At 55.4% G+C, this 13,740-nt stretch carries 14 protein-coding genes and 1 tRNA gene; 7 read left to right on the top strand and 8 right to left on the bottom strand.

Annotated elements, in window-relative coordinates:
- Window position 1 precedes the first annotated feature (1 nt).
- The 6 genes from cobT to CDI07_RS04075 form a co-directional block, all read right to left on the bottom strand.
- A complete protein-coding gene (gene cobT / locus CDI07_RS04100) occupies window positions 2–1,015 on the bottom strand; it encodes a nicotinate mononucleotide-dependent phosphoribosyltransferase CobT (RefSeq protein WP_088180398.1) in 1,014 nt (337 codons plus the stop codon).
- A gap of 48 nt (window positions 1,016–1,063) precedes the next feature.
- Window positions 1,064–1,312 (bottom strand): hypothetical protein, encoded by a 249-nt coding sequence (locus CDI07_RS04095; protein WP_088180397.1) that lies wholly within the window; start codon window positions 1,310–1,312, stop codon window positions 1,064–1,066.
- Window positions 1,313–1,342: 30 nt separating this feature from the next.
- The gene (locus tag CDI07_RS04090) at window positions 1,343–1,900 is read right to left on the bottom strand and encodes an NTP transferase domain-containing protein (RefSeq protein ID WP_088180396.1); all 558 of its coding nucleotides are present in this window, start codon (window positions 1,898–1,900) and stop codon (window positions 1,343–1,345) included.
- A gap of 4 nt (window positions 1,901–1,904) precedes the next feature.
- Complete coding sequence (gene cobS / locus CDI07_RS04085; RefSeq protein WP_088180395.1) at window positions 1,905–2,591, bottom strand: adenosylcobinamide-GDP ribazoletransferase; 687 nt, start codon at window positions 2,589–2,591, stop codon at window positions 1,905–1,907.
- On the bottom strand, window positions 2,588–3,010 hold the full coding sequence (gene cobZ, locus CDI07_RS04080) for an alpha-ribazole phosphatase CobZ (protein ID WP_088180394.1): 423 nt from the start codon (window positions 3,008–3,010) through the stop codon (window positions 2,588–2,590). The genes cobS and cobZ overlap by 4 nt, the downstream gene beginning before the upstream one ends.
- Window positions 3,011–3,071: 61 nt before the next feature.
- Window positions 3,072–3,284: a hypothetical protein gene (locus CDI07_RS04075; RefSeq protein ID WP_226996608.1), complete on the bottom strand. Its 213-nt coding sequence runs from the start codon at window positions 3,282–3,284 to the stop codon at window positions 3,072–3,074.
- Window positions 3,285–3,366: 82 nt separating this feature from the next.
- Here CDI07_RS04075 and CDI07_RS04070 point away from each other — a divergent pair, with 82 nt between their 5' ends.
- From CDI07_RS04070 to CDI07_RS04050, 5 genes are all read left to right on the top strand, one after another.
- The gene (locus tag CDI07_RS04070; RefSeq protein ID WP_088180392.1) at window positions 3,367–4,113 is read left to right on the top strand and encodes a uracil-DNA glycosylase family protein; all 747 of its coding nucleotides are present in this window, start codon (window positions 3,367–3,369) and stop codon (window positions 4,111–4,113) included.
- A complete protein-coding gene (gene cbiB / locus CDI07_RS04065) occupies window positions 4,101–4,985 on the top strand; it encodes an adenosylcobinamide-phosphate synthase CbiB (protein ID WP_088180391.1) in 885 nt (294 codons plus the stop codon). Before CDI07_RS04070 ends, cbiB begins: the two co-directional genes overlap by 13 nt.
- Window positions 4,970–5,938, top strand: a complete 969-nt coding sequence (locus CDI07_RS04060) for an aminotransferase class I/II-fold pyridoxal phosphate-dependent enzyme (protein ID WP_088180390.1) — start codon at window positions 4,970–4,972, stop codon at window positions 5,936–5,938. Before cbiB ends, CDI07_RS04060 begins: the two co-directional genes overlap by 16 nt.
- A gap of 31 nt (window positions 5,939–5,969) precedes the next feature.
- The gene (locus CDI07_RS04055; protein ID WP_088180389.1) at window positions 5,970–6,716 is read left to right on the top strand and encodes a class I SAM-dependent methyltransferase; all 747 of its coding nucleotides are present in this window, start codon (window positions 5,970–5,972) and stop codon (window positions 6,714–6,716) included.
- 201 nt (window positions 6,717–6,917) lie between these two features.
- Entirely contained in the window at window positions 6,918–9,590 is a 2,673-nt protein-coding gene (locus CDI07_RS04050) for a valine--tRNA ligase (protein WP_088180388.1), read from the top strand.
- A 48-nt stretch (window positions 9,591–9,638) separates the two neighbouring features.
- Here CDI07_RS04050 and trm10 read toward each other — a convergent pair whose 3' ends face one another.
- On the bottom strand, window positions 9,639–10,751 hold the full coding sequence (trm10, locus tag CDI07_RS04045; RefSeq protein WP_088180387.1) for a tRNA (guanine(9)-/adenine(9)-N1)-methyltransferase: 1,113 nt from the start codon (window positions 10,749–10,751) through the stop codon (window positions 9,639–9,641).
- 118 nt (window positions 10,752–10,869) lie between these two features.
- On the opposite strand from trm10, the gene CDI07_RS04040 reads away from it, so the two are divergent.
- A complete protein-coding gene (locus CDI07_RS04040; RefSeq protein ID WP_088180386.1) occupies window positions 10,870–12,489 on the top strand; it encodes a glycosyltransferase family 39 protein in 1,620 nt (539 codons plus the stop codon).
- Window positions 12,490–12,515: 26 nt separating this feature from the next.
- On the opposite strand, the gene CDI07_RS04035 is transcribed toward CDI07_RS04040, so the two are convergent.
- Window positions 12,516–12,593: transfer RNA gene (locus tag CDI07_RS04035), tRNA-Glu, on the bottom strand.
- Between the two features lie 79 nt (window positions 12,594–12,672).
- Here CDI07_RS04035 and CDI07_RS04030 point away from each other — a divergent pair.
- A complete protein-coding gene (locus tag CDI07_RS04030; RefSeq protein ID WP_088180385.1) occupies window positions 12,673–13,668 on the top strand; it encodes a class I SAM-dependent methyltransferase family protein in 996 nt (331 codons plus the stop codon).
- Window positions 13,669–13,740: the final 72 nt, after the last annotated feature.

Genomic DNA, 13,740 nt, shown 5'->3' with positions numbered 1-13,740 from the left:
GCTATTCTCCCGCCGCCTGAAGTGCCATCAGCTGACCGTACAGCTCCTCCACTTTGGCCGAGACGTCCTTAGGGGAGAATCCGGCTTTAACGGCGAGCCAGGTTGCTCCCCCCGCCCCAACTCCTTCCTTTACGTAGCCCCTCTCGTAGTCCCTCAGCCCCCTGAACTCGCTCTTCGAGAAGTCCAGGTCCGCGGCGTAGGTGATTACCCCGATTTCTCTTGCCGTCTTGAGGAACGTGGCGCTTTTGTCGTTTACGACCCATTTGGTCGTTGCTATCATGAACCTCTCCGTGTCCTCGCCGAGGGCCCTCAGGAGGGCGGCCACCGCCAGCATCTGGGTTCCTCCCGCCAAAACGACGTTCTTTCTGAATCCCAGGGAGATTCCGACCACAGCGGCAATCATTGGGTCGCCGAACTGTCTGAGGGCTTCAAGCGGCCTCTCCGCTAGGTCTCCTGCCTCAATCCCGGCCCGCCAAAAGCCCTCCGCAATGACCCTCTCCTTGAGGTCGGTCGGATTGCTGGGAGCTGCGGAGGAAGTTCGCGCGTCATAGCCAAGGGCCCGTAAGACCGCCTGGGCCGTGGTGGTCCCTCCGGGTGTGGATTCGCCGATAACAATCTCTTCAAAGTCGGTTTTATTGAGCTCTTCGCCGAAGAGCTTGGCGAGGCGAACGATTTCTCCGAACTCCGGAAGGGCGGGTTCCTTTCTGAGATCCCTGCCAACGTGCCCGCTGACGTGGACATGGGGTACCAGCGGGGCCAGATACGTGCCGGCGCGCACCACCATCATGGGGAAGCCGGTCAGTTCCCTGGCTGCCTTGGTTATGATCGCCGGCGTTGGATGCCCCTCCGGGGTGACGGGTATCGCGTCAATAATCCTCGGCCTCTCGTAAAAGAGGTATTCCGCATCCGCCGGAGGGGTGAGCTTTGTCAGTTCGGGCGTTGCTCCCGCAACGCTTATTCCTGGAACTGTGCTTATCTCCGTGTTCCCCAGAACCACAAGCATGAGGCTCTTCATGACATCACCGCTGGAGTTTTTATCCAACAGGTTTATATGTCCTTTGGGTCACCAGCGTCCTTCCCACTCCTCGTACTGCCACGGCTCCTCCAGTTCCTTTGGCTCCTTTCTGCGTTTTCCTTTTATCCATCCCACAACCGCCATGATGATTGTTAAGGGCACTATGACGACCAACAGCGCCGCGGAGAACACCAGAATGCCCAGTATGACCAGGACGACGATTATCATAATCGCTAGGAACGCCAGAATGCCGACTATTGACGCCCCTATCCCAGGGCCGTCTCCACCAGTTTCCATGCTATCACCGTTGGAACTACCCCTCCTTCCTTAAAGTTCTTTTCGTTTCATGGGGCGTAGAATCCGTGCCATTCTCTCGGCCAGCTCAAGCTCCTCCCGCGTGTTCACGTTCAAAGCCAAGAGCGGATTGCTCAGCTCGAAGAAGCGTTCCCCCTCCGTCCCAATGGCGTTCAGGCCAACTATCGCGTATCCCCGATACACCACGGGATTCAAGTCACGCGGGATTTCTTCGATGGGCAGGACACCCGTCAGGCTCTCTCTTCCATCGAAGGCCCCTGAAATCTGGGCTATGTCGGCCGCCTTCACGAAGGGCAGGTCTGCGGAGACGCTCACAAAAGGGCCCAGCTTCCCCAATAGCCAGCGAATGTCTTCAACGTATCCCTTTCCGGGCGTTTCGATGAAGGGAATTCCCTCGCGCAGGCAGAGCTTTTTCGTTCTGGGGGTATTCCTTGAGAGGGCTACCACGACATCGTCCACGACCTCTGCCTGCCCGTGAACCCGGAGAAGCATCGGTTTTCCGCCCACCCTGAGGACGGGCTTCTCAATACCCATCCGCCTGGAACGGCCTCCTGCCATAATGACTATCATCGGCTCACCTCACCAAGGCCAGTGTGAGGAGCGTCCCTGCCCGTGTGATCTCTGCGATTGCCCCTATGCAGTCGCCGTTAAGCCCGCCGAAGTTTCTCAGCGATAGACTGATTACGTAGGCCCCGGCAAGTAGCCCGAGGAGAGACGCGAGCGAGCGCGGTTCGATGAAAACCATAGGCAGGAGCAGGAGAACGTAGAGAATCGCTCCAATAACCAACTGCCCTTTGTTTATTCCTCCCATGAAGTACGCACCAAGACCATCCCCCAGTGGCTTCCTTGTCGCCAGAGCGAGGAGCATAGAGAACTTGGAGTTCAGCTCCGCCAAAAAGAGCGCATAGGCCGGGACGAGTGAGAGCGAGTAAACCTGAAGAAGCAGAACCATAACGACCGCAAAAACTCCGGCTATACCGATGTTGACGTCCTTCATAGCCTTTACCTTCCTCCCCCTATCGCCCTTGACCATCATCCCGTCCGCCCAGTCCGCCAAGCCATCAAGATGAAGGAGCCCTATCGTGAAGTAGAGCGCAAGAACCGCTAAAACGTTCCCGAGGGGAAAGTTAAGGTAGAGAACCGCGGTTGGAAGGGCCGAGCTGAGGAGGGCAACCAGTGGGAGTGCCCAGAGCTCTCCTTGGGCCTTCTCGAAGTCTCCCCTAACCGGCAGGCGGGTGAAGAAGGGAAGGAGGTTTTTCATGGCCTCTCCACCGTCCCCTGAAAGAGCCTCGTCATGCAGCCGGATATGAAACCGCCGACCGCGTCGTCCAGGAAGGGCGGAAGCTCCGCGAGGATTCCGGGCTTTCTCGTGTCGTAGTAGAAGAAGTTGAACAGCCCCATCTTGCCGCCGATGTATTCAGCGATGTTTATTCCAATCAGCTCATCGGCAACCAGATTGACCGGGTCTCCTTCGACCTCAAAGTTCTCTTCGAGAAGCAGAGCCGCCATCAGGAGCGCCCCAACGTTGATGTCCTCAAGATAGTAAAGCATCAGCTCGCGCAGCTTTTCCCTAACCTTTTCCCGCTCCTCGCCTATGTAGAGCTTCAACGCGGCTTCCAGCATAGCGTCGAGGGTTATTCCTCTGGATTCGAGCCTCTTGAGGAGTTCTTTCTCTTTCATTTTCCCACCAGCCCAAGTCTCGGCCGGTAGCATCTCCCTCCACCTGAGAGACGCAACCTCTTCACGCTTTTCCTTCCGCCTTCAGGGTCTCGAACTCTTCCCGAAGTCTTGCGACGGTATCCCCGTCCACGTACGGTATCAGGGCCCCGCAGTCGAGACAGAGCCACACTCTGCCGTACACAGCCTTGTTAAGTATTCCGGTGACTTTGCTCTTCCATGGAGGGATCCAGAAATACGTCGAGTATCCGTAGCGCTCAACTTTACTCGGCACCATCGTGCCCCCGCAGAGGGGACACTTCCTCGTCTCAACCATACAAACCACCAAACCTATAAACTCGGTGGTCCTTTTATCCATTATGCTCCTGCGCTTCGAGAACCTCAAAAAGGTCGGCGAGGTCTACATAAATCCGGGCAACCTGAGGACAATCCCGTTAGCCCTCCGCGACTGGAGGGACTTTCTAAGCCTGGATGAGACGACCTACGGAGTCTATGCAAGAACGATATACAACCCCAGCGAGCGCTTCCTCGTTGTGAACGAGAGGGACGAAAAAACCGTCCGAGATCTCGAAGGTCTCTACCGCGAGCTTCTCAAAGACTCCCTGAGGTTCTGCCGCGAGGAGTACCACCACTATCAGCTCCAGGTGGGTGAGTTTGAGGGATTGCCCTTCGCCAACGGCTGGGCTGGCTCAGGGATTGTTCTCGTCGGGGAGGCGCCGGGAAGAAAGGGCTGCGGAAAGACGGGGATATGCTTCTACCGCGACGCCTCGGGTATGCTCCTTCGGAAGACCCTATTTAGCCTGGGCATCAATCCGGACTTTGTCTACATGACCAACGTCGTGAAGTGCAACCCGCCTGGAAACAGGCTGAGGGGCTTCGGTGAGGGCGAGCTTGAGCTACTCGAGAGGGAGCTTGAGGTGGTGAAGCCGAGGGCCATCTTCGCCATCGGCAGGACGGCCGAGAAGGCCCTGAAACGGCTCGGCTTTGAGTTTACCTACCTGAGACACCCGGCCTGGTACGTGCGCAGAGGCATAAGGGAACCAAACGGGGATATACTGGAAGAGTACTCGGCCATAAAGGAGGCCTTCGGGGAATGGACGTTCTGACCGTCTTCCTCCTCGCCCTGCTCTGGGATGTACTCTTGGGTGAACCACCGGCACTAGTCCACCCCGTCGTGTGGTTTGGAAAAATGGCCGGCCATCTCGACGAGAGATGGGCGAGAAAAGGTCCTCTCCCAGATTTCCTCGCGGGAACTCTAACGGCCCTGTTCGTGGCTGCCTTCGCTCTAATCCTCTCGCTATTGCCCTCCTACCTTCCGTTTCCCCTGAACTACGCTTTAGCGGTTTATCTCCTAAAGAGTTCCTTCGCTGTTAGAAGCCTCTATGAGCACGTGGCGAGAACGATAACTGAAGATGTCGAGGAGAAGAGAAAAGCGGTCTCAATGATAGTCAGCAGGGACACCGAGAACCTCGATAAGGCGCATCTAAACTCCGCCTCTATAGAGAGCCTCGCCGAGAACCTCAACGACTCAGTGATTGCGCCGCTCTTTTACTTTCTCCTCTTCGGCATCCCGGGCGCGTTGCTCTACCGCGCGGTGAACACTTTAGATGCCATGCTCGGCTACCGGAACGAGCGCTACGAGTTCTTTGGCAAGTTTTCCGCCAGACTGGACGACGTCCTCAACTTCATCCCGGCCCGTTTGACTGTCCTCCTCTACCTCCCGCTCGGAAGGGGGAAGGTTCTCAGCCATTACCGCCTTGCGAGGTTCAAGCTAAACTCGGATAAGCCGATAGCTGCCATGAGCGCCGTCCTTGGCGTTTGGCTGGAGAAGCCCGGTGTTTACCGTTTTCCAGGAAGAGAGCCAAGTAACGGGGAGATAAAGCGGGCCTTGAGAATTTACTGGCTCGTCGTTGCTGAATGGACGGTGGTTGTTTTGTTGCTCCTGCTGACGGGGGTGGTTCCATGCTTGAGCCTGTGAAGTTCTCAACATATCACGGCGGTGCGAGGGAGGAAGGTCTGCTAGACTTCTCTGCATCGCTCAACCCCTATCCGCCAGAATGGCTCGATGAGACCTTCGAGCGCGCGAAAGAGCTCAGCAACCGCTATCCGTACTACGAGAGGCTTGAGGAGGAACTCGCCGAGCTGGTCGGTGAATCGCTGACGGTAACGGCTGGCATCACCGAGGCGCTCTATCTAATCGGAATCCTCGCGCTGAGGGGACGAAAGGTTGTAATCGCTCGCCACACCTACGGCGAGTACGAGAGGGTTGCCAGAATCTTTGGCGCGAGGGTAATCAACGGGCCGAACAATCCGGAGAAGCTGGCCGAACTCGTCGAGAGGAACTCCTTGGTATTCTTCTGCAATCCAAACAACCCGGACGGGAGGTTCTACAGTGTCGAGGAGCTTAAGCCTCTCCTCGACGCCGTTGAAGACCGAAAGGCGCTCCTCGTCCTCGACGAGGCCTTTATGGACTTCGTTAGGAACCCGGAAAGCCCCAAAGGGGAGAACATCGTGAAGCTGAGAACATTCACGAAGAGCTATGGCCTGCCAGGGATAAGGGTCGGCTACGTCCTTGGCTTTGAAGATGCTTTCAAAAGCGTTAAAATGCCCTGGAGCATAGGCTCACTCGGCTACGCTTTCCTGGAGTTCCTCATCAAGGACGGCTTCGAGCATCTGAGAAAGACGATGCCCCTCATCTGGCGCGAGAAGGAGAGGATTGAGCGGGAGCTGGACGTTAGGAGCGACGCCAACTTCTTCATCAAGCATGTTGATGATGCAGGAGAGTTTGTCAAAGCGATGAAAAAACGCGGAATCCTCGTGAGGGACTGCACGAGCTTTGGTCTGCCTGAATACGTCCGCTTCTCCGTGAGAAAACCCGAGGAGAACAGCATCCTGATCGAGGCCTTCCGGGAGCTGGGAGAAGGGTTTTAAATCTGAAGTCTACTTCATTTTTGGTGATACCATGCATGAGCTCTACACGGCCCTGGCTGAGTACTACGATGCAATTTATAGGAGAAGGGCCGAGCGGGTTTCCCGTGAGATAGACTTCGTGGAGGAGCTCTTTCAGAATGAAGCCGAGCGAGAAGTAAGGAAAATCTTAGACCTCGCCTGCGGAACCGGGATTCCAACGCTCGAACTGGCGAGGAGGGGGTACTGGGTTACGGGCCTCGACCTCCACGAGGAGATGCTTGCCGTTGCGAGAAGAAAGGCCGAAAGGGAAGGACTGAAAATAGAATTCATTCGAGGAAACGCGCTTGAAATTGATTTTGAAGAAGAGTTCGACGCCGTGACGATGTTCTTCTCATCCATTATGTACTTCGATGATTCTGCAATTCGGGAATTATTTAATTCTGTAAAGCGAGCATTGAAACCGGGCGGAATTTTCATCGCCGACTTTCCGTGCTGGTACCACGGCGGAGGGGACGGCCCGATAGTGTGGGACGAGCGGAAGGGCGATGAGCGGTTAATCATAACCGACTGGCGCGATGTGGAGCCGGCGACACAAAAACTCCACTTCAAGAGGCTCGTGCAGATAGTGAAGCCCGACGGGAGCGTTAGGGCCTTCATGGTGGACGACGAACTGAACATTTACACCGTAAGAGAGATGAGGCTCTTGGCAGAGCGGCACTTCAGGCGGATCAAAATCTACGGGGACCTCCACGAGCTGAGGCCCAACGACCGGAGGTACTGGTTGGTGGCGGTGAAGTAACCCCAAACTTTTTAAACCTCGGGCTCATTTCTATACCCTGGTGGTGCCTATCGTCCACCGTAACGCTGATTTCAACCTTTGAATCCCATGCGTTCCGCGCTTCTTGGTTAGCCCTTACTCCGGCACCACCGGCGTTGCTAAGATTTTTAAGCCGCCTTTCTGAGGGTAACCCATCTTCAAAAAACCGAAAAGGTGATGCCCATGCTTCCTAAGACCTACGACCCGAACGAGATTGAACCGAAGTGGCAGAAGTTCTGGTTGGATGAGAAAATCTACAAGTACGAGCTCGACGAGAAGAGGCCGAGCTACGCGATAGACACTCCGCCCCCGTTCACGAGCGGAACGCTCCACCTCGGTCACGTGCTCAGCCACACCTGGATCGACATCATAGCGCGCTACAAGAGAATGACCGGTTACAACGTGCTCTTCCCGCAGGGCTTCGACAACCACGGTCTGCCGACCGAGCTCAAGGTGGAGAAGGAGTTCGGAATAAGCAAAGACCAGCCCGAGCTCTTCCTCAAGAAGTGCGTTGAGTGGACCTGGCAGGCCATCGAGGCCATGCGCAATCAGTTCATCAGGATAGGCTACTCAGCCGACTGGGATTTGGAGTACCACACGATGGACGACTGGTACAAAGCTGCCGTGCAGAAGTCCCTCCTTGAGTTCTACGAGAAGGGCATGCTCTACCGCGACAAGCACCCGGTCTACTGGTGTCCGCGCTGCAGAACGAGCCTCGCTAAAGCCGAGGTTGGCTACGTTGAAGAGGACGGCTTCCTCTACTACATCAAGCTCCCGCTGGCAGATGGAAGCGGCTACGTCCCCATAGCCACCACGAGGCCCGAGCTGATGCCGGCCTGTGTTGCCGTCTTCGTCCACCCGGAGGACGAGCGCTACAAGGACGTTGTGGGTAAGAAGGTTAAGCTCCCGATATTCGAGAGGGAAGTGCCAGTTATAGCCGATGAGGACGTTGACCCAGAATTCGGAACCGGCGCGGTCTACAACTGTACCTACGGTGACGAACAGGACGTCGTCTGGCAGAAGCGCTACAACCTGCCGGTTATTATCGCAATCAACGAGGACGGCACGATGAACGAGAACGCCGGGCCATACAAGGGACTGACGACCGATGAGGCTAGGAAGGCGATAGCAGATGACCTCGAAAAGATGGGCCTGCTCTACGACAGGAAGAAGGTTCACCACCGCGTGCTGAGGCACACCGAGAGGAGCTCCTGTATGGCACCCATCGAGCTGCTCCCCAAGACCCAGTGGTTCATCAAGGTGAAGGACTTCACGGACGAGATAGTGAAGGTGGCTAAGGAGATAAACTGGTACCCCGAGGATATGTTCCTCCGCCTGAAGGACTGGGCCGACTCAATGGACTGGGACTGGGTTATCAGCAGGCAGCGCGTGTTTGGAACGACGCTCCCGTTCTGGGTCTGCAAGAACGGTCATGTGGTTCCTGCTAAGGAGGAAGACCTGCCGGTCGACCCGCGCTTCGACAAGCCGCCCGTGGAGAAGTGCCCGGTCTGCGGTGCCGAGCTCGAGCCCGTAACGGACGTCCTCGACTGCTGGATAGACTCCAGCATAACCCCGCTCATCATAACCCGGTGGCACGAGGCCATCAAGGGCGACGAAGAGGCCAAGCGCTGGTTCGAGCACAACTTCCCGACCGCGCTCAGGCCGCAGGGAACCGACATCATAAGGACGTGGGCATTCTACACGATATTCAGAACTTATGTCCTCACCGGCGAGAAGCCCTGGGACGACGTCCTCATCAACGGAATGGTGGCCGGACCGGACGGCAGGAAGATGAGCAAGAGCTACGGCAACGTCGTTGCCCCGGACGAGGTTATTCCGAAGTACGGCGCCGATGCGCTCCGCCTCTGGACGGCTCTGGCACCGCCCGGAGAGGACCATCCGTTCAAGTGGGAGACCGTCGAATACAACTACCGCTTCCTCCAAAAGGTCTGGAACATCTACCGCTTCGCCGAGAGGCACCTGAGCGATTTCGACCCGAGCAGCGCTCCGGAGGAGCTTGAGCCGATCGACAGGTGGATACTCTCAAGGCTGCACCGCGTTATCAAGTTCGCCACCGAGGAGATGGAGCGCTACCGCTTCAACCTGCTCACCAGGGAACTGATGACCTTCGTCTGGCACGAGGTGGCAGATGACTACATCGAGATGATCAAGTACCGCCTCTACGGCGACGACGAAGAGAGCAAGCTAAAGGCGAAAGCGGCGCTCTACGAGCTGCTCTACAACATCATGCTCCTCCTCGCTCCGTTAGCTCCGCACATAACCGAGGAACTCTACCAGGAGATGTTCAAGGCCCACATCGGTTCCAAGAGCGTGCACCTCCTTGAGTGGCCGAAGTACGACGAAGGCAGAATAAGCGAGGAAGTCGAGAAGCTCGGCGAGCTAGCCCGCGAGATAGTCGGTGCCATGAGGCGCTACAAGAACAGCCACGGCCTTGCCCTCAACGCTAAGCTCAAGCACGTGGCCATCTACGCCACCGATTCCTACGAGGCCCTGAAGGTCATCGAGAAGGACATCGCGGGAACAATGAACATCGAGAGGCTGGAGATAATCCAGGGTGAGCCTGAACTCGAAGAGCGCATCACCGAGATAAAGCCCAACTTCAGAACGGTCGGGCCGAGATACGGAAAGCTCGTGCCGAAGATTACCGCCTACCTCAAGGAGAACGCCGAGGAAGTTGCAAGGACCCTCAAGGAGGCCGGAAAGGTCGAGTTTGAAGTGGAAGGTCAGAAGATCGAGTTGGCCAAGGATGACATAGTGCTCAGGAAGGCGGTGTTCAGCGAGGGCGAAGAGGTCGAGACTGCCGTCGTTGGGGACGCCGTTGTGGTGTTCTTCTGAGTCCTCTCTTTTCTCCTATTGTTCCCCAAATGGAATTGAAAAAGAGATTTAACAGTTGTAGCACAACATCGCCGCTTTTTTGAGCAATATTACCCTGTAAGCCTTGCCATTGATTATCCTCGCGTTGGAAATCTTGTTGAGGTGGTGTATCCTCTTCCTCTCAAGGGCTATCAGGTCAAGCTCCCTCAGCACCTTCACGAAGTCCTCCCAGCGGATTTTTAGCCATTTAGAGTACTCATTGAACAGCTCCTTCTCAACCACCCTGTAGGTCTTGCCGTTCACTTTGTATCTGATCGCGCGCTTGGGGAGCTCCTTCCTCAGGCGCCAGCGGGCGTGTAGCGGCTCCTGGAACTCGTAAACCGCTTCATCCATGGACTTCCCTTCCACCATCATCTTGAGGATTATGCCGAGGATGCGGTTTATCCTGTCGGGGACGCCCACAACGTCGCCTTTGAGAACGATCTTCCTCCTGCGGACCCTTATTCCAGCCTTCTCAAGCTCCTCGCCTATTTTGGGGGTGGTCTTCTTCTTGTTCCCACCGGTGTCCACGATGCCGCCGATTATAAAGGCCCCAACGCCAAAATCCTCCTCGCTCAGAACCTCCTCCGCCCAGGGGTCAAGGAGAACAACCTCGTCGATGTCGTTCTCCCTCAAAAATTCCGCCGTCGGCCCGGCGTAGGTCGTTATTCTCTCAATGGGCCCGTTGAACATTCTCTCAAACTCATCGCTAGCCCACGTTACGGCAAGTTCTCTCCCGGTGAAGTAGTCCCTCAGCAGGCCGTAGCTCTGGCTCACCTGCAGGCAGACCTTGCCCTTCTCCTTCTGGGTGTGCTTGTCCCAGTGGTATAGATCGATTATAAAGTAGGGCCACTTTGGGAGCTTTGAGCGGAGCTCTTCGGGCGTCAGAACCGGCTCGAACTTCTCCTTCATGCACAGCGGGGCGTAGGCGTAGTAAGAGCCCTCGACGCGGTTGCCGTTCAGGTCCCATGCCACTGCGGTTTTCTCAGGAACGCGGAATATTGCCCCTTTGCCGTTGATTATCTCCACTGCCACGTCTTGGAGCTTGTTCTTTGCCTTCCTGAACCTCTTAGAGAGCACCCCGAAGCTCTCGATCCCCTTCTCCCCCAGTGCTTCCCTGAAAACATCGGCGAGCGTCTTCATGGTCATCGGTTGAGGGTCGGGACGGGAGTTAAAAGGTTTTCGCGGAGGACGGAGGAAAAATTAAATACCCGAAAGTGTACATGAGACTGCCACTGCGTAGCTTATTGGGGGCAAACTCATGAACAGAGGGCTGCTTTATGCTATATTCTCTGTCCTTTTGACCATGGTTTTTGTGGGTAGTCTGAAGTCTATTCCGGGCCCCCCGTACGGAGGCGATCTGTATTTCCACAACGGCATCGCCGAGGCGATATTTCATGGCACTTCCGTCTTTAGGGACCCAACGAATTATGAAGGCTACGCTTTTTACCCTTGGCTCTACCATTCTATCGTTGCACTCTTCGGGCATGTTGCTGGAGGTGTAATGCCCGTAACAGTCTATGTAATGCCTGTTTTCATACTTCTGCTGTCTATGATCACAGTGTACTTCCTCGTAGGCGAGCTGACAACAGAAAGCGTGGCGATGCTGGCTCCTCTCCTCCCCCTCGCGCTTCATTTTCCAGATCCCCATCCCCATACCCTCATGCTGATGGTATTTATCTCCCTCTTCTATTTCGCGCTTGTTCGTTATTTAAAGGCCCCATCAACCAGAAACGGGATCTTTCTGGGCATCTCCTGGGCCCTCGCGGGCCTAACTCATGTTCTAGGAACTTTCGGGATTGGGGCAGTGATTCTTTCGAACGTGGCTTGGGACGTTGGTCGGAACAGAGAGCTATCGGCAATAAAGAGATGGATTACACCGTTCCTTGTTGCCATCCCACTGTTGCTCCTCTACTGGGGCCCACTTCTATTTGTTTACCATGCTCGGACCCCAAATCCATATCAGAGCTTAGTCTGGGCCCATTATACAATCGTCAGCTTCACGGCTGATATGGTAACATTTTTTGTCTCTTATTCCTGGAGGGGGATGCTTTCCCTTCTCGCCCTTGCTGGCCTGTATGTCGTTGTAAAAACCAGACCGTATCCCGCGTTTAGAATCGTTGTATCATCGCTCCTGGGTATGTACGCAGCGGGAATCGTGTTCATACTGCTCGGAAACCCCCTGATTGCAAAGAAACTGAGCCTGTATTTCTTCACGCTGGATGTTATACTGGTCTCCCTAGGGATCACATACCTCATCTCTAAATTCCCCCAAAGGAAGTCACTGGCCGTAGTGACTGCTATACTCCTGGTGTTCTCTGGGGCCACTGTGGTGGAGTTTGCGTCCAGCCTATGGGTCCAGATCGGTTTCCACGAATTTCCCTTCGAAAGCCTTCAAGCGTGGCTTCTTGAGAACACGGACGTTAACGATGTCATCCTCAGCAACTACGAGGCCTCTTTCATGCTGTTCTCAATATCGGGCAGAAAAACCGTACTATTTAGAAGAACTCACGCGTCGCCCTTTGTTGACTACGATAAGAGAAGCGCCGATATAATGGTGGCACTGTTGGGGAACAACAGCACAAAGGCGCTTCAAATTCTGGAAAAATACCATGTAAAGTATATCTACGTGGATAAAACCACTTCGAGTGATCCCCTCTGGGTCCCGGTTTCCTACAAGGACTACCTTGAGGGCAATGGTGTCCCCTGCCACGTCGAGTGGGTGAGATACGACCCTGCTGATCCCAGTAGTGTAAAGATTGAAGCATGCGTTGCACAGTTTAACATCTCCCGGTTGACCCCGTACCTCCGAGAGACGTTTAAGAAAGGAAACTCCGTACTTTTCAGGATATGTTATCCTGATGAATGTGGAGAATCCTGAACTATTAGATTTCTGTAGTAGAATTCTGGTGCCCCGGCCGGGATTTGAACCCGGGGCGCGGGCTCGAAAGGCCCGCATGTTTGACCGGGCTACACCACCGGGGCCCGATACTAGGGAAGGGCGAGCGTTTAAAAATCTTTCGTCGGGGCAATTCTTTTTAACCCCACAGTCCATCTTCCCCCGATGCTCGCCGTCAAAGTCCCCAAGCGAGAGGCCGAAAAAACCCGTAGGAAACTAATCGAGCTCGGCGTCCTGGCCAAAGGATACGCCGTCAAACGGGAGGGCGAGTTTGTACTCTTTCCGATCACAGAGCCAGTGGATGGCTTCGAGCTCGTCGAAGCAGACTTCGAGAGGCTTGAGAGAAGGCCCCACAGCTATCGTGAGGTCGTCGAGGTTCCCGAGGATGTTAGACCACTCCTCCCGAGCTCCTTCGACATAATCGGCGACATAGCGATAATCGAGCTCCCCGAGGAGCTGATGCCCTACGGAGAAGCAATCGGAGAGGCCATTCTCAGGGTTCACCGGCACATAAAGGCCGTCTTCGCCAAGGGGAGCAAGGTTTCCGGGGAATACCGCGTGAGGGAGCTGGTTCACCTTGCCGGCGAAAGGAGGACTGAAACCCTCCACCGTGAGAACGGGATAAGGTTAAAGCTTGACGTTGCTAAGGTTTACTTCTCCCCTCGCCTAGCCACGGAGCGGATGAGAGTTTTCAAGAAGACCCAGCCAGGCGAGGTTGTCTTCGACATGTTCGCCGGCGTCGGGCCGTACGCGGTGCTTCTGGCTAAGAAGGCAAAGCTGGTCTTCGCCTGCGACGTCAATCCCTGGGCGATTCGTTACCTTGAGGAGAACATCGGGCTGAACAAGGTCGACAACATTGTCCCTATCCTTGGGGACGTGCGAAAGGTGGCGGGCAAAGTGAAGGCCGACAGGGTGATAATGAACCTCCCCAAGTTCGCCGACCGCTTTCTTAAGGAGGCCATGCTGAGCCTCAGGGACGGTGGCGTGGTCCATTACTACGGCTTCGGTCCGGAGGAGAACCTGTTCTCCGAGCACGAAGCGAAGATAAAGGCGGCCTCAAAAGAGCTCGGTTTCAAAGTTGAGTTCCTGGAGGAAAGGAAAGTCCGCCCCTACGCGCCGAGGCAGTTCAACATCGCGATTGACTTCCGGGTTCTAAAGTAGTGTTTCGTGGGGAGAACAGGCTTTAAAAAGAAGTTGTTTCCCCGATAAAACACCCAAAAGGTTAGAAAAAGG

The sequence above is a fragment of the Thermococcus sp. 5-4 genome, from assembly GCF_002197185.1.
In the GTDB taxonomy this organism is placed as follows: domain Archaea; phylum Methanobacteriota_B; class Thermococci; order Thermococcales; family Thermococcaceae; genus Thermococcus; species Thermococcus radiotolerans.
The sequence above is the reverse complement of the archived record's forward strand: the minus strand, read 5'-3'. Positions and strand labels throughout refer to the sequence as shown.